At 40.8% G+C, this 24901-nt stretch carries 19 protein-coding genes and 2 pseudogenes; 15 read left to right on the forward strand and 6 right to left on the reverse strand.

Annotated elements, in window-relative coordinates:
- The first annotated feature begins 50 nt into the window (after positions 1-50).
- From GTQ43_RS25895 to GTQ43_RS25940, 10 genes and pseudogenes are all read left to right on the forward strand, one after another.
- Positions 51-935 carry an isopenicillin N synthase family dioxygenase gene (locus GTQ43_RS25895; protein ID WP_265275558.1) on the forward strand — a complete coding sequence of 295 codons (885 nt, stop codon included), beginning with the start codon at positions 51-53 and terminating at the stop codon, positions 933-935.
- Positions 936-1125: 190 nt separating this feature from the next.
- Entirely contained in the window at positions 1126-2232 is a 1107-nt protein-coding gene (locus GTQ43_RS25900) for an NAD(P)/FAD-dependent oxidoreductase (RefSeq protein WP_265275559.1), read from the forward strand.
- A 190-nt stretch (positions 2233-2422) separates the two neighbouring features.
- A pseudogene (locus GTQ43_RS25905) lies at positions 2423-2644 on the forward strand (IS701 family transposase); the annotation flags it as partial.
- Between the two features lie 158 nt (positions 2645-2802).
- A pseudogene (locus GTQ43_RS25910) lies at positions 2803-3039 on the forward strand (IS4 family transposase); the annotation flags it as partial.
- Between the two features lie 75 nt (positions 3040-3114).
- Positions 3115-4323, forward strand: coding sequence for a hypothetical protein (locus tag GTQ43_RS25915; protein ID WP_265275560.1), 1209 nt, complete (start codon positions 3115-3117; stop codon positions 4321-4323).
- An 83-nt stretch (positions 4324-4406) separates the two neighbouring features.
- On the forward strand, positions 4407-6584 hold the full coding sequence (locus GTQ43_RS25920; protein WP_265275561.1) for a serine/threonine-protein kinase: 2178 nt from the start codon (positions 4407-4409) through the stop codon (positions 6582-6584).
- An 18-nt stretch (positions 6585-6602) separates the two neighbouring features.
- On the forward strand, positions 6603-7550 hold the full coding sequence (locus tag GTQ43_RS25925; protein WP_265275562.1) for a PP2C family serine/threonine-protein phosphatase: 948 nt from the start codon (positions 6603-6605) through the stop codon (positions 7548-7550).
- Between the two features lie 27 nt (positions 7551-7577).
- The gene (locus GTQ43_RS25930; RefSeq protein ID WP_265275563.1) at positions 7578-8861 is read left to right on the forward strand and encodes a vWA domain-containing protein; all 1284 of its coding nucleotides are present in this window, start codon (positions 7578-7580) and stop codon (positions 8859-8861) included.
- A gap of 56 nt (positions 8862-8917) precedes the next feature.
- Positions 8918-9634, forward strand: coding sequence for an FHA domain-containing protein (locus GTQ43_RS25935; RefSeq protein WP_265275564.1), 717 nt, complete (start codon positions 8918-8920; stop codon positions 9632-9634).
- 21 nt (positions 9635-9655) lie between these two features.
- The gene (locus tag GTQ43_RS25940) at positions 9656-11035 is read left to right on the forward strand and encodes a hypothetical protein (RefSeq protein WP_265275565.1); all 1380 of its coding nucleotides are present in this window, start codon (positions 9656-9658) and stop codon (positions 11033-11035) included.
- A 165-nt stretch (positions 11036-11200) separates the two neighbouring features.
- On the opposite strand, the gene GTQ43_RS25945 is transcribed toward GTQ43_RS25940, so the two are convergent.
- Positions 11201-11398, reverse strand: a complete 198-nt coding sequence (locus tag GTQ43_RS25945; protein ID WP_265275566.1) for an NblA/ycf18 family protein — start codon at positions 11396-11398, stop codon at positions 11201-11203.
- Positions 11399-12204: 806 nt separating this feature from the next.
- Here GTQ43_RS25945 and GTQ43_RS25950 point away from each other — a divergent pair.
- Together GTQ43_RS25950 and GTQ43_RS25955 are read left to right on the forward strand one after the other, a co-directional pair.
- A complete protein-coding gene (locus tag GTQ43_RS25950) occupies positions 12205-13077 on the forward strand; it encodes an alkaline phosphatase family protein (protein WP_265275567.1) in 873 nt (290 codons plus the stop codon).
- Positions 13078-13357: 280 nt separating this feature from the next.
- A complete protein-coding gene (locus GTQ43_RS25955; protein WP_265275568.1) occupies positions 13358-14188 on the forward strand; it encodes a hypothetical protein in 831 nt (276 codons plus the stop codon).
- 105 nt (positions 14189-14293) lie between these two features.
- Here the strand turns inward: GTQ43_RS25955 and GTQ43_RS25960 are convergent, their stop codons facing one another.
- Complete coding sequence (locus GTQ43_RS25960; protein ID WP_265275569.1) at positions 14294-16717, reverse strand: tetratricopeptide repeat protein; 2424 nt, start codon at positions 16715-16717, stop codon at positions 14294-14296.
- Between the two features lie 715 nt (positions 16718-17432).
- Complete coding sequence (locus GTQ43_RS25965) at positions 17433-17711, reverse strand: hypothetical protein (RefSeq protein WP_265275570.1); 279 nt, start codon at positions 17709-17711, stop codon at positions 17433-17435.
- 718 nt (positions 17712-18429) lie between these two features.
- On the opposite strand from GTQ43_RS25965, the gene GTQ43_RS25970 reads away from it, so the two are divergent.
- Both GTQ43_RS25970 and GTQ43_RS25975 read left to right on the forward strand, forming a co-directional pair.
- Positions 18430-18936: a hypothetical protein gene (locus tag GTQ43_RS25970; protein ID WP_265275571.1), complete on the forward strand. Its 507-nt coding sequence runs from the start codon at positions 18430-18432 to the stop codon at positions 18934-18936.
- Complete coding sequence (locus tag GTQ43_RS25975) at positions 18930-19106, forward strand: hypothetical protein (protein ID WP_265275572.1); 177 nt, start codon at positions 18930-18932, stop codon at positions 19104-19106. The genes GTQ43_RS25970 and GTQ43_RS25975 overlap by 7 nt, the downstream gene beginning before the upstream one ends.
- A gap of 11 nt (positions 19107-19117) precedes the next feature.
- Here GTQ43_RS25975 and GTQ43_RS25980 read toward each other — a convergent pair whose 3' ends face one another.
- The gene (locus GTQ43_RS25980) at positions 19118-19480 is read right to left on the reverse strand and encodes a hypothetical protein (RefSeq protein ID WP_265275573.1); all 363 of its coding nucleotides are present in this window, start codon (positions 19478-19480) and stop codon (positions 19118-19120) included.
- Between the two features lie 526 nt (positions 19481-20006).
- On the reverse strand, positions 20007-21140 hold the full coding sequence (locus GTQ43_RS25985; protein WP_265275574.1) for a substrate-binding domain-containing protein: 1134 nt from the start codon (positions 21138-21140) through the stop codon (positions 20007-20009).
- A 556-nt stretch (positions 21141-21696) separates the two neighbouring features.
- On the opposite strand from GTQ43_RS25985, the gene GTQ43_RS25990 reads away from it, so the two are divergent.
- Positions 21697-22053, forward strand: a complete 357-nt coding sequence (locus GTQ43_RS25990; protein ID WP_265275575.1) for a hypothetical protein — start codon at positions 21697-21699, stop codon at positions 22051-22053.
- Between the two features lie 504 nt (positions 22054-22557).
- Here the strand turns inward: GTQ43_RS25990 and GTQ43_RS25995 are convergent.
- Positions 22558-24756 (reverse strand): CHASE2 domain-containing protein, encoded by a 2199-nt coding sequence (locus GTQ43_RS25995; protein WP_265275576.1) that lies wholly within the window; start codon positions 24754-24756, stop codon positions 22558-22560.
- Between the last annotated feature and the right edge of the window lie 145 nt (positions 24757-24901).

The following is a 24901-nucleotide window of genomic DNA, read 5'->3' on the forward strand; positions in this document are numbered from 1 at the left end:
AACTGAATCTTTATAATTGTTAACTGTTAACGGAATATCTTGAATAATCAATGGTCACAATTCCAGTAATTGATTTAAGTGCTTTCACTCATAGCAATGCAACAAATCGGCAAGCTGTTGTGAAACAAATTTATCAAGCTTGCCATGAAATCGGTTTCATCTACTTGCAAAATTCGGGAATCTCAAAAGACTTAATAGAGGAAGTGTTTAGCTACAATCAATCTTTTTTTAAACAACCTTTAGAAGTTAAGCAAAAGCAACCTTGGAGTGATGAATTTTGTAATACAGGATATGTTGCTCTTGAAAGAGAACGTCTTGCCCCCAATAAACCAGGTGACTTGAAAGAGGCGTTTAATGTCAACAAGGAAGGCACTGTTGGGATGGATGCTTGTATTGTTGTCTTCTATAATAGTTGCACAAAATTAGCTAACACAGTATTGCAAACCTTTGCTTTGGCGTTGGAATTGCCTGAAGATTTTTTGACGACAAAGCACAATCAATATAATCATACCTTGCGCTTGCTCCACTATCCCCCATTGCAGACACCACCCAAACCCGGACAAGTGCGTGCTGGAGAACATTCTGATTATGGCAGTATTACTTTACTTTTCCAAGATAAAGTTAGCGGACTCGAAGTAAGAACAACAGATGGAGAATGGATTGAGGCAGCTGCAATTCCTGATACTGTTATAGTCAATACTGGTGATTTAATGCAGAGGTGGACAAATCATGTGTTTTGTTCAACTCACCATCGGGCGATCATTCCTAATGACGATAGGGTGAACCAGTCTCGGTATTCTATTGCTTTTTTTTGTCATCCTAATGATGATGTAGAGATTGCTTGTTTGGAGAGTTGCCAAAAAGGAGAATCCCCTATTTATCCGCCTATTCTAGCAAGAGAATATCTTTTACAACGGTTGCAAGCAACATATTAGACAGGTGTTGCTGAGTGGAAATCTGAATTTGGATCACGCACAGGTAAGCAGCGCGGTCTTCTCCCAAACGCAGAGGCTAGCCCCAACTCTTGGAGAAGAGGGTTTGCCCATAAGCGACTGCCACACAGAGGAAGTGTTTGAGACGTTAAATTTTTGAGTTTCATTTTCTAAATTAGCAAGGCTAACTTCAATGAAAACTTACGACTGGATTGTAATTGGTGGTGGGATTACGGGTGCTGCGCTTGCTTATGAATTAGGAAAAGTAGGCTCTGACGTACTTCTGGTGGAAAAATATGAAATACCACAGAATGCAACTCGTTATAGTTATGGGGGGCTTGCCTATTGGTCAGGTACTACAGCATTTACTCGCCAATTGTGCAAACAAGCAAGCGATCGCTATCGTATCCTATCTCTTGAGTTAGACGCTGATATCGAGTTTCGGGAATTAGATTTATTACTGACTATTCCAGCTTCTAGTGACCCAGAAGCGATCGCTGCATCCTATAATAATTGTGCAGATGTACCGCATTTACTTAGCCCAGAAGCAGCTACTGAACTGGAACCACTCTTAAATCAACAGGCGATATCTGGTGCTTTAACTGTTAAACATGGTCATATTCATCCACAAAAAACAGCACAAGCTTACATTCAAGCTTTTTTGCGTGGTGGGGGTGAAGTGCAAATTACCCAAGTATTACAAATATTAGAAAGTGGTGTAGAAACCACCACTGCAACTTACCACAGTGCAAATGTTGTTATCTGTGCAGGTGGACTTAGCCGTCAACTATTAAAGGCATCTGGTATTTCCGTTAAAATATATTTTACCCACGCAGAAATAATTGAAATTGCACCAGTTGATATCAGGTTAAGCACCTTACTTATGCCGGCAAATGTGCAACGATTTCAATTAGAAGCCCAATCCGCTCAAGTCGATGAATTTTGGGATCAGCCAGGTAATGAACCAGTACCAGCGATTTTAGATGCTGGCGCAATTCAATTTCAAGATGGCAGTTTACGCTTGGGTCAAATTAGCCGCGTTCTCACAGATCCTTATGCCAAGGTAAACTCACAAGCGAGTGAAAAATGGTTGCGAGAAAGTGTCGGGGAAGTGTTACCAACTTTGAAGAATTTACCAGGAACTTGGCATCATTGCTTAGTGGCATTTAGTGGTAATCAATTTCCTGTAATTGGTGGTGTTCCAGGATTAGACAATGTTTATGTATTTAGTGGATTAAGCAATCCTCTGGTAATGATACCACCTTTAGCAGAACGCTTTGCTAATACCAATTCTCTATGAACATCTGCCTTATGAATCCCCCTGTAGTCCTGGTAGCAGCGCTCGATTGTACAGTTTCATTTAATCTGTTGTCATACAAACCTTGGTCAATCAGAAAAGAGTAAAGATTACCAATATACGTGCAAGTTTCTATGTTCAGTTGGAGGATCTAAAGTGAAAACACAAAAAGTAACTCATCAATCATCTTTGCCTCTGGTTGCCAGCAGGACAGAGCGTTAGTGCGAATAAGTGATGTAAATTTGAAAGAACATTTAGCAATCAGAAATCAGAAGTTAGATACATTAGGGAAATAATTTATGGTAAAAAAAGAGCCATAACTTACTGGGAAATAACTACTGATCCAGAAACCATGCCAGAAAATTCAACAACATTTGTAATGACAAATCTTCAAAGTAATCTCAAGAAAACGCTTTTATAGGAGATGAAAAAGTATTGTAACGACGTAAAAAGTGGGCAGCATTGTTAGGTAAATTCAATTATCAAACGAGGTAATGAAAAGTTTGGTCTACCATTATGCCCAAGCGACAAAAACAAAACTCTGACCAAGCGCACAAACATAATACTCCTACTATAGATAATGAGGCGATTTCTCAACAATTAGAAGCGTTATTGACTCCAGCTATTTTCGCTCAACAAAAATATTACAAACAGTTAGGATTACGAGATAGAATTTTAAACTTATCGTTCATGGTGGCAGCAGTATTAACAATATTGTGGAGACAAGTTCCTGGAGTACAAGAGTTAAATCGCCTTTTGGCTAGAGTTGGTTTTTTATGGTGCCGTGTAACTAAAGTTGCTCAACAATCCCGTATCCATTAACAATAGTAAAGATAGAATCGAGGGCAATGTTGCCACTAAGCCTTTTATACATCAGTACTCGTTATGACAACCAAAATTGTTGATCAACTCTTAGCTGACTGGAAAAATAAAATTCAAGTAGTTAGCCAAAACCTGTTTGATCTACAAGAACTCCCAGTATATCAACGCCTTTGTGGGATTCCTGGTTTTCCTAAAGTTCATTTGACAGGCATTACTGCTCAAAAAGTGACTCCAGCGTTGGAGGCAATGAACGATTTATTTCAGTACTTTGACCTATTGGTGCAAACAATAGACCGAGCCAGTAGATTGCGGCAGCAATTACCACGATTTTTGGCAACAGAGGAAAAAATTGATGAAATTAAACAACTATTAACAGGCACTTCGATTCATCTGTATGTTGTGCAAACGCCATTAGCACAGAGAGAATTACTGACTGTGACTCAACAAGCAAACGCGATCGCTCCTGCACAATTATTAGAAGTAATGACTCAGGCTTTTTCTGTGGCCAGAGATGCAGTTTTAGCGGTTGATGCCGCTTGGACAAATCTAGAATTTATACTCCAAGATGCAGAATCGCAAATTATCTTAGGGCAAAACTTAGCCGCATCACTCAATCAAGCCTCTTGTCGGGAACTGGTACAAGCTCATGAAGCGATCGCTTCCCTACGAGAAAGAATTGAGCAAGATCCTTTGGGAGTGAGTGCAGAGATAGATCGGCAACTCAAACCTTTGTTGGCACAAGTTAAATTAGTCTTAGAGCAAGCCCAGAAACAACAGGCTCAGATACAAGAGAAAGTAGCGATCGCTCACAATTTATTAGAACAATTAATTAGACTTCACTCACAATCTATTGCTGCTTTTATGGAAAGCCAAGAAAAAGTTTTGTATCTAACAAAGCAAACTCCATTAGCCCAAGAGCAGATAGATGCCCTTAGCCAATGGCTCACACGCTTACAAAACAAGCTAGAGGAGGGTTTAGTTAGTCCAGTTATGCTCGGTTTAGATAATTGGATAGCCAAAGCCAAAGAATACATAACTGTAGAGCAACAGACATACACAGCTAATAGTACTTTATTACAAACTCGTCGGGAGTTACGTGGACGACTGGATGCCCTCAAAGCGAAAGCCTTAGCGCGGGGATTGATTGAAGATATTACCTTGGTGGATTTAGCCCAAAAAGCAACGCAACTCCTTTATATCCGCCCAACTCCATTAGACAAGGCATCGGAATTAGTTTCCCAATATGAAAAACGTTTAAACAGCCAATTTTAGGGGAACAATAAAGCAGATATCTGGTGAAAAAGATCGGGAGAAGAATAAACAATGATTTATGACTATAGATTTAGGAGACTTCAATGAACAGTCTTCGCTGTCTGCGGAATGGATGTACTGGCACTATTGAGGATGACTACTGTAATGTCTGTGGGTTAGCAGCATTAAAATCTGTTGATGTCAGCCAGAAGCAAAATGCCTCACTTACACTCAGAAGTTCACCAATTACCACAGCCACAGGCTCGTCTCCATTAACCAATCGTTCCAAGGGTTCGCGGCGTACTAGTAGCACTTCTGCCCGTAGTAGCCGCAGACAACTAGGAGCAGGATTAACTTCTGTACCAGAACTACCTTCAACGGAACCAGAAAAAGCGATTCTTACTAACCCAATGGTGCCGGAGAATAAACGCTTTTGTAGTAATTGCAATCATTCTTTGCGACGAGAAAACGGATTTTGCAGCAAGTGTGGGCAGAAGTATTCTTTTATTCCGACTCTGAAGCCTGGCGATGTAGTTGTCGGGCAATACGAAGTTAAAGGAGCGATCGCCTATGGTGGTTTAGGATGGATTTATTTAGGCTTCGATAAAACTTTATCTCGCTATGTAGTACTGAAGGGATTGCTCAACAGCGAAGACGCATCCAGTGCAGCCGTCGCCGTGGCAGAAAGACAATTCTTAGCAGTAGTAAAACACTCTAATATCGTGGGAATTTATAATTTCGTCAACCACGGTAATGAAGGTTTTATCATCATGGAATATGTGGGCGGTAAAACCCTCAAAGAAATCCGCAAAACTCGCGGGGCATTACCCGTAGCAGAAGCGATCGCATATATTCACCGCATCTTGGGAGCTTTTGCCTATCTACATTCCTTGGGGTTGGTATACTGCGACTTCAAGCCAGATAATATCATGATCGAAGACAACGACGTGAAATTAATCGACTTGGGTGGTGTCCGTCGCGTTGACGATCCCGATGGTGATATTTACGGTACAGTCGGCTATAGCGCTCCTGAAGCCGGCGAAGGCCCAACAATGGTTTCCGATTTATTTACCATTGGCAGAACTTTGGCGGTGTTGCTTACTGAGATTAAAGGTTTTAGTAAGGAACATTTATACACACTTCCCAGCCCCCAAGAAGAACCTTTATTTGCCCAACAAGAATCACTGTATCGCTTTCTGATTAAAGCCACCGCCGAAAATCCTGATGACCGATTTCAGTCAGCCGATGAAATGGCAGATCAGTTATTGGGTGTACTGCGGGAAGTTGTTGCCATTTCTACCAGTATTCCTCGTCCCGCCACCAGTAACCTGTTTGGTGGCGATATGTTGGCCATTACCCACAGTGGAAGTTTTGAACCAATTAAGCCAGAATATCAGCAATTACCGATACCCATATTAGATGCTAGCGATCCGGGCTTTAATGCAGTCCTAAATGCCAGCGCGATCGCCGATCCAGTCCAGCGAGCCGTCGGTTTAGATGTTGTTGTCAAACAATTCCCGAAATCAACTGAAGCCTTGTTGCGCTTGGCAAATAGCTTAATTGATACCAATGATTACGAAGAAGCAGAACAAGCTATAGCCCAAGTTGTAGCCAAAGATCCTTGGGATTGGCGGAGCTTTTGGTATCGTGGGCGATCGCTGATGGCGCAAAATAAACCTACAGAGGCGCAGAAAGCATTTGACCAAGTTTATTTTGATTTACCAGGAGAGTTAGCTCCGAAACTGGCGCTGGCGTTAGCCGCAGAACTTGCCGAAAATTACCAATTAGCGATTAAGATGTACAATTTGGTGTCCCGCACCGATCCGAGTTATGTATCAGCAGCTTTTGGGTTAGCACGTTGCTTTTGTGCCACTGGAAATCGCAACGGTGCTGTGGCAGCTTTAGAAAATATTCCGCAAACTTCTAATTTATATACACGAGCGCGAGTCGAAATTGCCCGAACTTTAATCAATGGCGATCGCTCGGCTCCAGGTACTCAAGAACTCAAAGCCGCTTCTGTGGCCATTGAAGCATTGACTTTAGTTGGTAGCGATCGCTATCGCCTGACTAAACAAGTATTAGAAACTGCTCTCAATTTAATCACCTCACGCCAACTCCAAGCTGCTGCTGATTTAACAATTTTGGGACAACCATTACAAGAAGTGCATCTGAGAAAGGGATTGGAAAAAGCCTTACGCGACATGGCGCACCTCGCAACTAAAGACGAAAAAATCTCTTTAGTCGATGAAGCTAATCGGGTACGTCCCAGAACCCTAATTTAAACCTAGTGAGGGGAATTTATGCAGTGTATATGTGGTGCATCCATCTTAGCTGATGATAAATTTTGTGAAGAATGCGGTACACCCTTAACGGCTAGTAAACCGCCAACTGCGATCGATAAATGTGAAAAATGTGGTGCAGGAATCGATCATGAAGGCTACTGTTGCCAATGTGGATTTCGTCAAGAACCACCAGTGCATGATTGGTTAGAAATAATAATTAATTCACAGCTAGCCGGAGTTAGCGATCGCGGACTCAAACATAGCCGCAATGAAGATTTCCTCGCTTTACAACAACTCAATGGCAATCAGCCGAATATTCTCGTAGTTTGTGATGGAGTTTCTAGTTCCGAAAAACCTGATTTAGCTGCTAAAACTGCTGCTGAAAGTACTTGTCTGGCTCTAGCGAATGCGTGGGAAACAGGGGAAAATTCCGCTTCGGCAATTAAATCAGCTTTTGCTACTGCTTTAGCCAATGTATGTAATATTTCTTATAGAAATAGTGGAGATTTGGAACCACCATCTACAACTATTGTGGCTGCAATTGTTCAAGAAGGTATCGCTACTATTGGCTGGTTAGGTGATAGTCGCGCTTACTGGATTTCTGCTCACAGTTACCAACAATTGACTCAGGATGATTCCTGGTTAACTGAAGTAGTCGCAGCCGGAAAAATCAGCGAAGCAGAAGCTAAACTATCTCCCAAAGCTCATGCAATTACGCGCTGGCTGGGAGCAGATGCCGTTGAGGATGCTGTTCCCTCAATTATGAAGTTTACTATTCCTGGTTCTGGATATCTGATTTTGTGTAGTGATGGATTGTGGAACTATACCTTAGATGCGGCACATTTAGCTAACTTAGTGCAGCGATCGCCCGTTCAAGATGCGATCGGCATATCTCGCACTCTTGTAGAATTTGCCCGTAATTGTGGTGGACATGACAACATTACTGTTGCTGTTCTCTGTTTATGAATTAAACTCTCAAACAAACAAAACACTATGTCTCATCAATTTAAAGCCGAAGTTTTTCAAAACCAATATCTACCCCAAGGAGCCAGAGAAGTTGATGCCATTATGACTATTACCGTCGAAAAAGGTGATAGTGCGATCGCAACTGAACACAATGGCAGACTTTTTGGCATCATCTGCGACACATCCGGTTCAATGGGAGGTGACAAGATACATGCAGCCAAAGATGCAATGACCAAAATTGTGAAATTGCTCCCAGAGGATGCCCATTTCTTCATCGTCACCGGTGCTGGTAAAGCCACTGTAGTTTTTCCTGTTTCTCCAGCCACGATAGAAAAAAAGCAAGAAGCGATCGCAGCTATTAAGAGTACTCTCGCTAATGGTGGTACTCTCATGTCTACTTGGTTGGCTCAAGCCTTAATACAATTCAAAAAGATGCCTAGCGCAGTTCGTCAAGCACTACTACTCACCGATGGGCAAAATGATGAATCTGATGAGAAATCCTTGAAGAAAGTTTTACTTGAATGTGAAGGTGTCTTTCAGTGCGACTGTCGTGGTGTCGGAACTGATTGGCGAGTTGCTCAACTTCAAGAAATTGCCAGCAAACTTTTAGGGACAACCGATATTATTCCTAACGCCGCAATGATTGAAAGTGACTTTCGTGCCATTTTGGAAAAAGCCATGAGTAAAAATGTTAGCGATGTCGCTTTACGTTTATGGACACCACAAGGAGCCAAAGTCTTATTTTGTAAACAAGTTAGTCCCGATATTGTTGACCTTACCCACCGCCATAAACCTGTCAAGCCTCAGATGGTTGATTACCCCACTGGAGCTTGGGGAAGTAACGAGTCTCGTGATTACCACTTCTGTATCGAAGTCAATCCAGGTAATATCGGCGATGAAATGTTAGCAGGCCGAGCCAGTTTAGTATACACCCTCAACGGCACAGAAACTAAAGTTGCAGAAGCCCGTATTTTGGCAACCTGGACTGATGACGAAGCCAAATCTACCAAAATCGATCGGCGAGTTGCCCACTATACTGGACAAGCAGAACTGGCTCAGTCAATTCAAGAAGGATTGGAAGCTCGTGCTAGAAATGATATTGAGCTTGCTACTGCCAAATTAGGTAAGGCAGTAAAACTAGCCCATGAATCAGGGAATGAAGCCACAGCCAAACTACTGAAAACCGTAGTTGAGGTGGAGGATGCACCGACAGGAACAGTCCGGTTGAAGCGAGAAGTCGCTAAAGAAGATGCAATGGCATTGGAAACACGTTCCACAAAAACGACTCGAATTCCTAAATCTCCCAATTAATTGTTATTGGTAAATACAAACGACTTATACCGATTTTAAAAATTACTTCAGTAACTATGTCAATCTATCAATGTCCTAAAGGACATGAATCAACTGAATTAGATTTTTGTTCAGAGTGCGGTACTAAGATTCTGGGTGTACCTGAACTTCCATTCGTCCAAAAAACAATTGACTCAACAGTAACGCCAACTAAAACCACAGAAAATTGCCCAGATTGTAGCACCGCCCACGAACCTAACAGTGGCAATTTTTGTGAAATTTGTGGTTACAACTTCGTCACAGGGTCGCATGGTGAAGTACCCATTGCCAAACGCACCCAAGAAGAAGAAATGGCAACAAAGCGACAGACAAATACCAATAGTTCTGAGTCTGGATTAATAGATTCTCAATTGTTAGTTATTGGTTGGGATGTAGTTGTCTATATTGACCCATCTTTACGCCATCCCGAAAGTCCAGAACCACCTATAAATCAACCACCGATTACATTTCACCTCGATAAGACAATTAACTTAATTGGTCGCAATAGCGAAGTTAGAGCAATTCACCCAGAAATTGCTTTAGATTTTGATGATGCTGTCTCACACCGCCATGCTTTGCTTACCCTAGAGACAGACAATACATTAACTCTCCGTGATATTGGTTCTGCGAATGGTACACAATTAAAAGCTGTGGAATTGAAGCCAATGGTAGATATAAAACTTCAGGATGGAGACGAATTTACTCTTGGACATTGGACTCGGATCGCGGTGAAAGCTGTTCGGAAATTAGGATAAATCTGCAAATAAAATAAATATATGAGTAAAATCATCGCTCTTTTAAGTCAGAAAAATTATAAATTGACGACTCCAGAACGACTCCAGATAGGATTATACTTAACCGGAGCAACCAGTTTACTATTACTGATTGCGATTATTAGCGCAGTTCAAGGGCAAAGACACGCGATCAAAACCGTTGGTGAAGATTCCACACCCAGCATAGTCACTGCTCAACGCCTCAAGGACGCATTTGCCGGTATGGATGCTAGTGTCGCTGATGAACTTTTAGTACCAGCAGGACAAAACCAAGATGCAGTCAAAGGTTACGAAGAAAGATACCAAAAAGCTGCTGAAAGATTAGTTGCTGCTGCTGAGAATATCACCTATGCAGATAAAGAGCGAAAACCCATTCAGACGATGCAACTCGGCTTAGGTAACTACATAGCCCAAATTCAACAGGCACGCGATTTTCACGCACGCGGTGATACTAACGCCATGCTGGTTGCTTACCGTGCAGCTGCGGAACTTATGGATAAAACCTTACTGCCAGCAGCCGACGAGTTAGATAAAGTAAATATACAAGTTTTAGAAGAAACTTATACCGAACAAAAGGTTGCTGCTAATAATTCTTTGATCTTAATTTTTGTTTCTGGGGCAGCACTGATAATTGTGCTAGTAGGGATTCAGATATTTCTGAGTCAAAAGATGCGCCGCACCCTCAATCCTATGCTGTTGGTTGCCACAGCGATCGCCTTGGCTTTATTAAGTTATACCACAGTCACGTTGCTGGCCTCTGCGGAAAATCTTAGGACTGCTAAAGAAGATGCGTTCAATTCTATGCATGCTCTGCGAGAAGCTCGTGCTAATGCCTACATCGCTAATGCTGCTGAAAGCCGCTATTTACTTGACCCAGCTTTTGCTACCAACTACGAACGAGCTTTTTTCAGCAATGTAGCTCAAATTGCCCAAATTCCTCAAGGCCAAACTGCTCAAACTATAGCATCTGCCTATAATTCTCAGGGTAAAAAGATAGATGGTTTTAAAGGTTACATTGCTGACGAACTGAATAATATCACCTTCCCAGGTGAAAAAGAAGCCGCACTTGCCAGTCTGGTGACTTTAGGTAAATACCTGGCCATTGACCAACAAATTCGCCAGTTAGAGCGCAGTGGCAAGCATCAAGAGGCGATCGCTCTGTGCGTAGGAAATAAGTCTGGACAGTCCAACTGGCTGTTTGAAGAGTTTAAAACAGCTAATCAAAAGACATTTGATATCAACCAAGCAGTCTTTGATCGGGCAATTCACCAAGGTTTCAGCAATATAGATGGTTTTGAGATTAAAACAGCGATCGCAGCAAGTACAGTTCTGCTTCTGAGTTTCTTTGGATTGTTACCACGTCTCAAAGAATACTCAAATTGAGATGAAGGCAGCAATAATATAGAGTTAACTACACCAGTTACTAACACACATGATATTCCTCAAACATTAGATGAGGCTGTTCAGGGGTGGAAGGGGCTGAAGCTGAAAATGCGCCTTGAACTGGACAGTGTTGGATCTTTCTACAGTTGACTTCGCAAGTTTGTTTTAGCCCAAGATTGAACCTGAACCAACTTCCCACTGATGTTTGAGCAGTTCTTGATAAGTCGTTTCCCTTATCATCATCTGCTTATAGAGCATCAGCAAGAACTCTTGAGCTTGTTCACGGGACATCTGCTGCACAAGATCCGCAAAAGTTCTAAGGCTAAATTCTTGTTCTAAAGATAATTCAATGGGTTGGTTCATAGCTTTTATTTGAGTTTGCTTATGTAAGCAAATATTGTTTTATATAAATAAATGTTACGATGGCTTTACAAAAGATGAAGGGGTGTAAACCGTACCGATGTAGGTTATAAATACCGTCTCTGCTGCTGAAAACCTTGATATAACTCCATTGTGGCAACCCAAGTAAAAACTTAAGTTCTAAAGTTTCTTACTAAGAGGTTTTAAAAGCATTTTTCGCCCCTGCTTGCGGCTGGCGATCGCCTACGGCGGGGATACTGTTGGCAAAATATTACTTAACATAAAAAAGGCAAATCACCCGTGTAGTACATGGATGAGATTGATGTAGCGCTCCGTATAATACACCGAAAAAAGACAACTAATTTAGCTGTTTAGGGAATTCGCCAACGGTATCCGGCGGGCAAAACAGCGCCATCGCTCAAAAGAAGAGATGGGCATTTGGGCAAGAGTGGTGAGCGTCGCGGCGTAATGCTGGAGTTTGAGAATCTGAATATGACAACAAACACTTAGGAGAATGGGAAGATTCGTCAAGTATCCCCCCTGGTGAATGGAGAAAACAGCATAAGAGAAACTAGAATAAGAGAATTTGACCTAAAATATTTCCTTTTCAACTAGATAAATTAAATCTCAGAATTAATGCTAATTTAATTTCATCTTAAATTTAACAATGTAGTTTACAGTGGTTACTCTGCTTCCGAAAAAGAACTGAGATTAATAACAATTCAAAACGGGTAAAGCAACTTATCAGCTTCTTACTTAAAAAGGGGCTAATTGTCTGTTGATAAATTTGAGAAAATGAGCATACATATATGTTGAGAACAATTAGATATCCTTGGCAATTGATTGCCGGAATTAGTAATGGATTAGCAGTATTAACGAGCGTCGCTATAAGCAGCCAAGCAGCGTTAGCAGCCACAGTGCCAACTTTCGATCACATCGTCCTCGTCATTGAAGAAAACCACGGGTATTCACAAATTATCGGTTCGAGTAGCGCTCCATATATCAATTCACTAGCAACGCAAGGCGCTCTCTTCACAAATTCCCACGGTGTGACACACCCAAGCCAACCCAACTACTTAGCCTTGTTTAGTGGCTCTACACAAGGTGTGACAAACGATAATTGTCCATTAACATTTGGCGGAGCTAATCTGACTACCCAGTTATTGGGCATTGGCAAGACTTTTATAGGTTATTCGGAGAGTCTACCCAGTGTTGGTTATACAGGTTGTAACTCCGGCGGGTCTAATGGTTACTATCGTAAACACAACCCTTGGGTTGATTTCACTAATGTTACTAGTTCCGTAAATCAACCGTTTACAAGTTTTCCTTCGTCTGCGAATTTTGCCAATCTACCTACTGTCTCCGTTGTTGTTCCTAACCAACTAGATGATATGCACAATGGCACGATTCAACAAGGTGATACCTGGCTGAAAAATAATCTGGATGCCTATGCACAGTGGGCTAAAACTCACAACAGCTTGCTGATTGTTACCTTTGATGAAGATAATGGCACAACCAGCAATCGGATTGCAACTATCTTTTATGGCGCTCACGTTATAACGGGACAATATAGTGAGAATATCAATCACTACAATGTGTTACGCACGATTGAAGCAAGCTATGGATTACCTGGATTGAATAATGCCACTAATGCAACCCCAATTACTGATTCCTGGCAATAAGTAACTTTTTTGCCCTTGTGTGAGTTTTTGGGGAAAAGTGGTATGAAATTAAAATTTCAGATTAGATGAGTGTATGCGATCGCAATCAATCCCTCAGTTGTTCAAGCACACCCTCTATTTTTTCTTTGACAGCTCCTAGTGCCAAAAGTGACGATCGCACAGATTCCGTCAAACCAACGACCCCTGTAATATTCTAGGACCAGCCCTTTCAAGGTCTTGTAATTTTCCCCAAATTATAGTTAGTTGAAAAAATAAAGTTGGTAAACGGGGAATAGCTAGAATGATTATAGGTCATGTGTTTGAGCGTTTTGTAGAAGAAAGTCCGGTTTCGGTCATGGTTCGCGGACTTCTCGAAACAATTTTATGTCCTCAGAAACTTGACGAGTTATTTGAGAAAAATGCAAAAACTCAGTATACAAAGGAATTACTGTTCTCTACGGTAGTAGAGATGATGAATACAGTCACTTGTGGGATTAGACCTTCAATTCATGCTGCATATCAAGCTAAAACATCACAAATGAATGTTTCAGTTACTTCTGTCTATAACAAGCTAAATGCAATGGAGACTGATGTAAGCGCTGAATTAGTAAGGGAGACAGGAACTTCAATGGAAGCAATTATTCGGCATTTAAACGGAAGCTTACTAGATTGGCTACCTGGTTATCGGCTTAAAATTTTAGATGGCAATGCAATAGGTGCAAGTGAACATCGTCTAAAACCTCTTCGTGACTGTAACAGTGCGCCTTTACCAGGGCAATCATTGGTGGTACTTGACCCATCTCTAATGCTGGCAATTGATGTTTTCCTATGTGTTGATGCTCATGCTCAAGAGCGTTCCCTACTACATAAAGTTTTGACAACAATCGAAGAAGATGATGTCTGGATCGCTGACCGAAATTTCTGCACTTTGAACTTTTTGAGTGGTATCGTAGCGAGAAAGGGCTATTTCATCATCCGAGAGCATCAATGTTTTCCTTGGTATGATGCCTCAGAATTTCGCCATATTGGTTCAGTAGAAGGAGGAACAGTTTTTGAACAAACAGTTAAAGTCAGCGATGATGAAGGCTATTTATCGAGTTTAATTAGTGTACCAAGATTCATAATAGACTGAGCGATCTAATCTTAACCTACTGCTATATTTAGGCGATCGCTCTTTTAAACCAGAAGATGCAGAGCGATCGCAGATACAGTCGTTGAACGCAGCTTGAAACCCGCTCTAAATTAGGAAATCGCAGATTAGAGAGCGATCGCTAACGCCGATAAACGAACCAGATTGTGAAGTTGAAATTTTCTCAACTTGCTTCGGAGCTTTGATTTCTGTAAATAGCTGAATTCCTTGATGAAAATTAATTTGACTTTCATCAAGTTTGGCCATTTTTTGATAAGTTAAACCTAATTGAAAATAAGCTTCTGCGAGATCGCACTTAGCACCTATTTTATCCAACAGTTCAATTGCTTCTTTATGATCAGCCAGAGCTAATTCAAAATCTGCTTGTTGTCGATGGATTTCCGCTAAACCATTGAGTGTTTTTGCTTTCACCTGCATATAGTGGCTTTCTTCAGCAAAGGTTAAAGCTCGATCTAATATTTTATTTGCTTGATAAAATTCTCCTAAGTTGACGTAGGTTTGACCCAAAATTTGCATAAAATATACAAATCTCCCCGTTTGTTCTACCAGTTTTTCGTTCGTAATATTCTGATAAGCTACATCTGCTAGTGCAAAGGAAGCATCACGCAAACCTAAATAAGAATATACTAAAGCTAAACAAACTGATGCTTTTTCTGCCCAGCGATGATGCTCGGTATTTTGAGCTAGGTAAATTACCTGTTGAAATAAATTTACGGCTGTATCTAATTCCCACAAATCTATTTTGTAAAGACCAATACTTAATAGAGAATCTACCTCTAGCATCCTTAGATAGTAAACTGGATGTTTATTTTCTGGCTGAGGTACAAGTGATTTTAGTGCTTGCGTTGCTAGAGCAATAGTTTTTTCTTGACAAGCGATCGCTTGACTGATTTTACCTGTTATCCAATATAAATCACCCAATATATTATAAAGTTCGCTAAGATTTTGGTGATTTTCTAGATTGTTAACAACTTGATTAATTGCCGCCAGGATCGGTTGAATTAAACCCATCCGATATAACGTACTCCCCAGAGGCAAAAACTGTTGCCATTGATTATTTCGGCTTTTTAAAATTACCTTACCTGCTAGCTCAAACTCCTGAATTTCTATATAATGATAATATGCTTCTAGAGCTTGCAAAGCATCTTTAAAGGTTTCAATTTGTTTAATACTAGCTGTCCAAAATTCTGCGGCTTTGTGGTTGGAAATTTCCCATTCATTGCTGGGACGTAAACGTGCGATCGCTTCTTTCCGAATCACGGGATGCAGCCAATATTCACCTCGATCGCACTCCACTAAAGACCGATTTCTCAAGGAGGCGATGATTTGGCGATGTTCAGCAGGTGGAACATCCCACAGTAAACAAAATAATCCTTGTGATGGGATACTGGGTATATCTTGGTAACGATAACATCCCAAACGGCAAAGTAGGCGATAAGCTTCGGGGTCGAGGGCTTGCAGACGATTGATTTGACTAACCGCTAAATTTTTTAAGTCGGTTGCTGCTAAAGGATCGGCATGATTTTCTTGCCAATAAAAAGCCATGTCACCGTCGAAATCCTCCTGAATCGAACCGCAGAGAATTCCCATTGCTTTAGCATTACCGCCATAAGTGCGATGCATGATTTGCAAAGTTGGCGAGTCGATAGCTAATCCACGGTTGCTAAAAAACTGTTGCCATGCACTTTGATTCAAACCAGGAAGCCGATAGTGATTTACATTTAGTCCAGGTTCACAAAGGCGATCGCGACTAGTAATCAAGGTAACAGATTGCACCCTAGCATCAGCCAATACCCGTAATAGTTCTACATAGTTGCGGTGAGAAGCAATCAATCCACCTTGTTGATTTAATGCTGGTTCGAGATTATCAATTAACACCCCAATCCGCCGATTCTGGAGTTGGCGCTTGAGTCTTCCTAAAGTTACGCCAAATTCTACCCCAGGTTCTTGAGCAAAATCTTGTTTGAGCCATTCCTCTACTACACGTTCGGCGGGGGTGATATTTTGTGTTTCCTTCGCCATCAGCAGTTCTAAAACCAAGTCAAACTCTTGATGGAGATATTGCTGCGCTAGAGTAGTTTTGCCTAAGCCTCCTTCACCTTGGATAACAATGACTTTCGATCCTTGATTTACCAAAGTATTCAGGTGAGCGATCGCTTCTGTTCGTCCAATAAAATTGGTATTCTCTAATTTTGGGGTAGGGTGGGGCGATCGCGAGTAATCAATCAGACTTGATGATATTGCAGTAGTTTTTCTCAAAACTCGTTCCAAAGTAGCGCGACAATTACTTTTGGTAATCTTTTCTCGCAGTACTTTAGAAAGCAACTTCCATAACTGAGAACCAGCATCCTTGGCGTGTCCTTCGGTGCAACCGTAAGAATGAGCGATATCCAAGTATTTTCTACCCAACCAAACTTGCACAAGAATCACTTTTTGCAAATCGCTCAACCGTTCCCCAGTCTGAGGGGGAATTGTGGCATCTAACCATGCTAATGCTGCTTCAGCGTCCATTGTGTAACGACGAGGGGAGTTCAGATTTCAGGGACAACTATAAATCACTCTACAGTTATGTTGCTGGAGTTTTCGGATAAGATTCTGTAAATCCGACTTTTTTCCCGACTTTTGCAAACTTTATTCAAAATTCAGCAGCAAGTTCTTGAAGGGATTGCTGTTATTCCAACGGTGGGTAGTGAACACGAAAAAGGCAGTATTAACAAGTTGACACTTAGCTGCCTATGACAAAATTACCTCCTGTGCGACTTTATACTTCCACCTGGGAATATAGAAAATTCTTTCAAAGAGCAAAAGTTAGGCTTGAAAAGCAATATAACGAATAGCCATACATTCGCAGTAAATCAACTACTTTTGTGGCTATAAAAATTAAAAAAGAGGTGGTAAGTAAACATTGTTTGCTTATCAACTCTTATGTACTATGGAAATCATATTTTATTTCTGAAAAGATACGTAGGGAAGCCAGTCGCTCTTTCGGGTTTCCCGACTTGAGCGGTAGCGATGTTCGTGTAGCGTCTGCGTCAGGAGAAGGAGCGTCACTGGCGTTGTGTTAGCGATAGCGTAACGCACCATCTCAAGCTCTAGGTGCGTTACGACGTTCCGTCTAACACACCCTACGAACACTTAGATTTTTTCAAAAATAAAATAGTAATCCTATATCAGGATTTTTCAAGGCGATCGAGAGCCTAATCTTGTCTTGTAACTAGCTAACAGATCAGTAATTTTCTTTATTTCTACTTGACTGAATAGCTTTGTTAAAATCTCGCAACAATTCTTCTTCTGCATCCCGCTCTTGCTTGAGTTCTCGAATTACTTCTTGACTAGAACCAATTACCAAGCCAGCAACTGCACCGAAAATTGCGTATTTCTGATCCAAATGTTGATACATTTGACTCGTGTACGGGGAAGGAAATAAATTAGCAATAATAAAACCAATTCCTCCACCCACAAATGCTGTCATCAAGCCAGAGAAAGCGATCAGTCTAGGATTCATTTGCTTTGCTCCAATGCTTATAAATTTTCTAAATTCTCAAAAGATACTCTACAAATTTATTATCTCAAGGGCTGCCAAAGTTGTAACTTAATCTTTACCTCTTGTAATAGAAGACAAAGTGGGGGAATGAGGAGGATAAGGGAGATGAGAGGGATGAAGATAATAACTCCCAACTCATCAGTCTGCAAACTCATAAATCTTAATTTTGACTGAGTACAAAATTTCATAAATCCGCGATCAATTGAGCGAATTAATAGTAAGATTTTCCGAGACTTAATACACGCAAACAATGTCAAATTTTATACTAAATTAAAGCTAGATAAGCAGTAATGCTACTATTAGTCGCCGGATGGCTTTGCTCAAACTCTAGTATCGGCAAGCTGCAACCCTTTTCTAGTAGTCTGTCAAGCTAGTAATGAAAAGTTTGTATTAAGCACTAAAGTGCTTAGAAAATAAGGACTGAAGTCCTTACCCAACGGGAAAGTTAGTCGCTCATAGGGGAAACCCCCAAAACCGCGCTAACTCACTACGAACCTTCTTACCCATCAATTTAAATTCGCAATACTACTATAGGTTAAGCTAACTCTTTTAAAAAGAAATAAAAATTAATTTTGTTAGCGTTTGATTACCAACTTATTTTGTATTTACCCAATAAGTTGGTATTATTTTCACAGCTATCTAATTTTTTCAATATTCAATAGTCAACGGAGAAATGTTTATGCGTTTTAACCGCCAGATACCCATTGCATCTTTAATGCTATCGATACTGATTTTATGGCAGCCTACCTTAGCTGACTCAAAGAGTGGTTTTCCCTCGAATCCAGAAGAAAAAAGCCCATCTCTCTGGGATAAGAATAAGTGTCCTGGAGGTTTTTCACAAAGTTTTCGCTTAGGTGGGGAATTGAATAATCCAACTATTTATAACTTGCAAAACCTGAGAAATTTGCGAGATACTTTAAAAATCCAAAATCCAGCATTAGTTACTGAAATTACTGTGAGCTTTCAAACCGGCTCAGGTTCACAAACAGAAACATACTATGGAGTTCCTCTATGGGAATTAATTAATAATCCGAAAGCTGGAGGTGGTCTTAAGCCTGGGAATTCTGGTTTGAATTCTAAAAACTCTTTTCTGAGGCAATATGTTTTAGTTGAAGCCACAGATTGCTATGGTGCAGTCGTAGCTATTGGTGAGATTCAACCTAAGTTTGAAGGTAAACAGTGCTAGTTGCATTTGAAAAAAAAGCTAGCGATGGAACAGTTGTGCCTTTAATAGATGAAGGATTTGCTCGTTTAGTGGTTCCAGGTGACAAAGCCGGAGGTCGTTATATTAGTAATGTCAGAAATATCCTCATATTATCTGCTCCTGCTTCTCCTTTAAAACCAAAATTTTTCTAAAAACCTTCCGCTCAAGCTTGATCATTTAATGTTTCTTCAATCTCTATTTCCCAAGGTTCCCCTTTGTTATTTGGTGGAAAAAGCTGAATTTTCGCTTTGTTAGAAAACTGGTTCAACTGTTTGATAAACTGGGGAATAGCATCGACAATATGCAGATAACTTTCGATGTCATAACAGATAATGACTAGCATTAAAGGACTAGCATTTATCTTGAAGTACCAGTGATAATTTGATAGTAATACTCGCATAAATGGGCTGCAAGCTTGATAAAATCGCCTACAAGTAGCTTCTTCTAGTTGCCTATAAAATAACTCATTAAGTATAGTCGCTCCAGTTGAAGGTAAATCATCTGGGGGAAGGGAGGGTTTATTCATAACAAATAATTAGGAATTGGAAATTGTGAGCTAGTTTTTCTACTAATCACTGATAAATCAGCACTTACCAGCCTTAGCACCAAGATTATTTGGGGTATTTTGTAGTACAAAAAGGTCGGCAACCAATTTTTTACTAATGTTGGTTCCGTTTTTATCAAACACTATGAAGTGCAATTATTACTTTTTTACTCAGCACTGTTTCGGTAACTAGGCAATAGTTACTGGCATTGGTTGGTATATTCATAGATGGAGTATACGGTTTGAGAATAGTTATTGTTTTTTCTGACTAATAGCTAGAGCAATAAGATATCACTCAAGGAATATTGCAAGCATTACCATCCGTTCACTCAAATGATTTCTCTGGCGGGAGTAATACCAATTGCAAAAAAGAAAGCTACAGATTCCAAACTGGAAATCCTAATTACGAATTATCAAAGGTTGCTCATGCCTCAAGAGTGGTTGCAGCAGGAATTGAAATTTACGCCAAGTATTCCTTTAATCACACAACCAACCATTGCAATCCACTCTAAACAGTCGCTACAACTTCCCCAATTTTGCTGATATCATAACCACCGAGAATTTCAAATTGGGAGTGAACCATCCGATGTCCCAAAGTACTGAGCAACTGCTGTACTGGTGCAACTTCGAGATATTCTTTGAGAATCACCAAATCATATCGTGACTGATGTAAAGGAATAAATCCCAGCCCAAAAGCGGTAGCTACAGATGCCGTACTCATGCCAGCATCAGCAATTCCTAATCCCACAGCTTGGGCAACATCTTGATGACTTTTAAGTATATTGTCAAAGCCCTGAACAGCATCGAACGGTATCTGCTCTTTTTGGAGTGTTTGTTCCAAAAGCATCCGACTACCAGAACCGATTTCGCGGTTGACAATAGTCCCGCCCCCTGCAACTAAGTCTTTAACTGTTCTAATTCCCATTGGGTTGCCAGGCTTCAATACAAGTCCCTCTTCCCAAACACCAAGGGTAATCAGAACTGCTTCCCTACCAGCCAGAACATCTCGAACAAAGGGAGTATTATACTCACCAGTTTCAGGATCGTACAGATGCATCCCTGCGATGTGCGCCTCACCTCTGCATAAACTGTGCAATGCAGCCATGCTATTGGCGAAGTTATATTGGACTCGCAGTTGGGGATGCCAGCGTTCGGTGGCTCTTGCCCACAATGAAATCACAGGGGCACAACCAGCAATCACAACTGTGTTGTGAAGTGTGTCGAGATTATCGTCTAAAAGACGGACTCGAACTTTATTTGTACCTGCTTGGCTAGTACCTTCACCGTCAGCCGGAATCATATCTTGGCGAAAAGCATCCTTACCAATCAAGGGATAAGCTATCCATTGTCCGCCTACACGAGCTATGCTAATTCGTAGTTGCTGACCATTAGGAACAGGTTTGGCAAGAACGGCTTCAATTTCAGGTAAATCCCGCTCTAACCAGAATAGATCCTCTACTTGACAACCAAGCGCCTTCGCCAAACGAAGTGTTATGGCCACTGAGGGAGCATATAGTCCCGACTCTACACCGCTAATTGTTTGACGAGTTACACTAGCGATGTTAGCCAAATCTTGTTGGCTCATGCCTAAGCGAGTTCTGATTGACTTCAAGTTATTACGGAGGTCACTATCCTGCTTCATTGGCTTTGTCTCTTAGTTTCAAAAAGCCGTAGCGGATTTAACTTGCATCTGCCAAGGCAAAGTCTTGTCTTTGAGTTTAGATCATTTCTCTTTGACGATTTCTTTTGCTTTGGCTGTCTTGATTCCCTATATAAAAAGACTATCACATCTATTGCCAGTTTGCTTGCCAAGCGCAAATTATTTTTGCAACTGGTTGATTTTTAGCTGCTCTTTTGGCTCGAAAGACCCAAATTCTAATCAACAGAGCATTTCTCTCGCATCAAAACTATACTAATTTTATTGGCAAAAAGTAGTTTTGAATACAGTTTTAGAAATTGGTTTCAGCTTTGATGCTTGATAGACGAGTAATAGAAGCCGTAGAAAACATACCAACCAATTTCGCTCTTTGGGGTAAATTTTGCTCTAATTAAAAATTACCAATTTGACTAGAGTGAATATGCACATAGCATCAGCAAAGAATTGCTGTTCTAATTTTTTGCACAATTAGGTATTTACCAAAGTATGCAACAGATGACATGAAATTACTGTTCTTAGCACCAAAGGAATGGAGAGAGTAATGATTACCGAAGAAGACTTAGCCCAGCAATTTAACGTAATTATTGAACACACTCACCCACGGGTATGGAAACTGTTAAGGCAATGTTATGTGAAGGTGATTAATCCTCATCCTCACTTAACAAGAGTAAATTGTATCCGCCATGCAAAATACATTGGAATTTACTGCCCTGATAGACTAATGAGTGCTGTAGTAGAACAAAAAAATCTCATTAGAGAAGTAGCAGAATACCTGGGGCTAGTTGAGGTTGTTTGCTTGAATGCCAATAACTTGATGCGCGATCCTCGATCCAATCTCAAGCAAACTTATCCCCACTTGTGGTTAGATTTGTTGTGGATTGTCACCCAAGAACAATAACCTTAGCCATCATAAGCAGATTGTTCTGCAATCTTCTATCTGCAAAAAACCCTAATTACCAATCTTTACCGCAGCTTCCTTACTTTTTAAAGCTTGCCCAAATCTTATGACTCAACCATACTTGCATCCAGATGATTTGCCTTCGCGTTAAACAATTAAGCTGAGTGAAATACTATTTAGACTAAGAGGTTGTTTGAAAAGTATTTAGCTGTGATTTTAGGCACTTGTTGATCCCCCCTAACCCACGCCAGTCGCTCCACTTGGGGAGACCCCAAGACCGCGCTGGCTCCCCTTAAAAAGGGGGGAACTGGAATCAAAGTCCCCCAATTTATCGGGGGATTTAGGGGCATCTAAAACGTTTTGCTACTAAGAAAAGGACTTTTCAAACATCCTCTAAAGGTGATGCAGCAGAAAATGTGGAAAAGGCGATCGCTGCTATACTCTAAACGTCTAAAACTTTGACTCTACATAAAAGTCTATCTCTTCACCGTTTTTAGTATAAGCTTACATCCGTTTCAAATCTTGTAAAACTGCGGCGGCTGATTGATAGCGATCGCTAAAATGATAGCAAACCATTTTATCTAAAATTGCCGCTAATTCTTCACTGACTTGCACCGTTTGCCGCCACATCACATTCCCGGTTTCTGGATTTGGGTGGAGTTCTTGCGGTGGTATCCCTGTTATGGCTTGAATACCAATCATTCCTAAAGCGTAAATGTCACTGCATAAGCGGGGATGACCGGCAAATTGTTCTGGAGGTGCATAACCCCGCGTCCCGATAGCTACCGTGGCTAATTCTGTTTGCTCACTATTTTGTGGTTGCATCAATTTGACAGCACCAAAGTCAATCAACACCAACCGATTATCTTGAGCGCATCTAATAATATTAGTTGGTTTGATATCACGATGAATTACTCGATGCTGGTGAACAAATTCGAGAACTTCTAAAACTTGTTTGAACATCTCCATCACAAATAATTCGTTCTGCACATTGTTTACAGGTGGTAATTCTTCACTGAGGGTATGTCCCTCGATATATTGTTGAATTAAATAAAATTCTTGGTCATCTTCAAAATAAGCAAGTAGTTCGGGAATCTGATGATGTTTACCCAAAGATTGTAATATTTCAGCTTCACTATTAAACAACCTGCGAGCAATTTGCAAAAAGCGTGTATCTTGACGCGCGGGCATTAACTTTTTAACTACACAAATTGGATTACCCGGTCGTTGAGTATCTTGTGCTAAATAAGTGCGACCAAATCCACCAGCACCAAGAACTTGAGATATTTTGTAGCGTCCACTCAAAAGCAAATCACCTGATTTAACTTCTGGTGAATCAATTGGGGGAGGAAAATCAAGATAAGAGTCGGGAACTGCGGTTTTATCTTCTAAGAGTAGATTTAATTGGGCGATCGCTTCTTGTTGTTTTTCAACTTGCAGAATAATTACCTGAGTTTGGCGCTGATTTTGGTAGCTAGTGTAAGCAGTCACGCAAATACTACTAATCACCAAAGCCAGAGCAGAGGGAACTAATGGTATCCAGCCGGCTTGTAAAAACAAACCAACGCAGATTCCTACTAAACCAAGTAGTGTTGTCCCTGCCACTACTAGCAACAGCAAAGGGTTTTGCCACCGCCATGCTATGATGCTGCCTACCAGCGACCAGCCCCACATCCAAATAAGTTCTACCCAGTCGGGCCAATACCAAATTAAAGGTCGCCCATCCAAGACTGTACTGATCAGTTGGCTTGCTATCTGTGCATGAATAAACAGAGCAGACATTCTGGCTGGTTGATCTGGTAGAGTGCTGTAGGGTGTATAAAATCCACCCGGAGTTAGATTAGCCGCAGTAGCGCCAATAATTACAAGACGGTCTTTAATTAAATTGGGGTTGACTCGACCACTAATAATATCTCTTAGAGTTACTTGGTCGGCAAGGCTGTTGGGGTGATGGTAATTTAATAATATTTGATAGCCATCTGCATCTAAATGTTTATAGCCACCAGAATTAGGTTGTAAGCGGGGAAAGAGAGTTTTACCTAACTGAAATTCTCCTTTTTTTGTAAACTGGTATTCAATGCCTTGTTTTTCCAGATAATTAATTGCTATTAGCGCTCCAAATCCAAATGATGTTGTACATTTCTGGTCTGTAGAATTAGCAAATAACAAAATCCGGCGGAGAATTTGGTCATTTTCATTGTCAGCTACCACATCGCTAAACCCAACATTATCTATAGGAAAATTGGGTGGTGGTGGGATTTCATCTCTACCCAAGCTACTAAACAAACAGGTGCTGATGATATTATCTTGATTTTGCAGATTAGCTGCTAAATTATTATTTTCTGGTTGGAACAGATATAAACCAACAATTCGCGGTTGATAAGACTCTATTTTCTTTAATAGCTGATTGATTGTCCGATCTGATAGAGTCCATTTCTCCCGTTTGAGATCGTCATCAGTGATATTTACCAACAAAATCCGCCGATCGCGTGCTTCTGCTGGATGCGATCGCAACATCTGGTCATAAACTCTTAACTCCCAAGGCTCCAACCATTTGAGTTCCCGAATTCCCCAGATAAAGGCGGTGACTCCCACACTGGTAACTAAAATAATTTGCAACCAGCTTTTGCTCTTGGAAGTTTCACGGGAATCTTGAACTTTGACAAGGGGAACACGGAGTTTTTCTAATAGTCCACTAATCACGGCGTTGGGGCGGTAGCCTGAATTGGGTAGATTTTGCAGGTGCAGAAGTTAATTTTTTGACTCTAGGTTAAAAGCTAATTAACGTGAGTTTCTATACTAATGTAGCAATTTATTTGTCGGTTTGGAATCATATCATACTCTTACT

The organism is Nostoc sp. KVJ3 (assembly GCF_026127265.1).
GTDB lineage: Bacteria > Cyanobacteriota > Cyanobacteriia > Cyanobacteriales > Nostocaceae > Nostoc.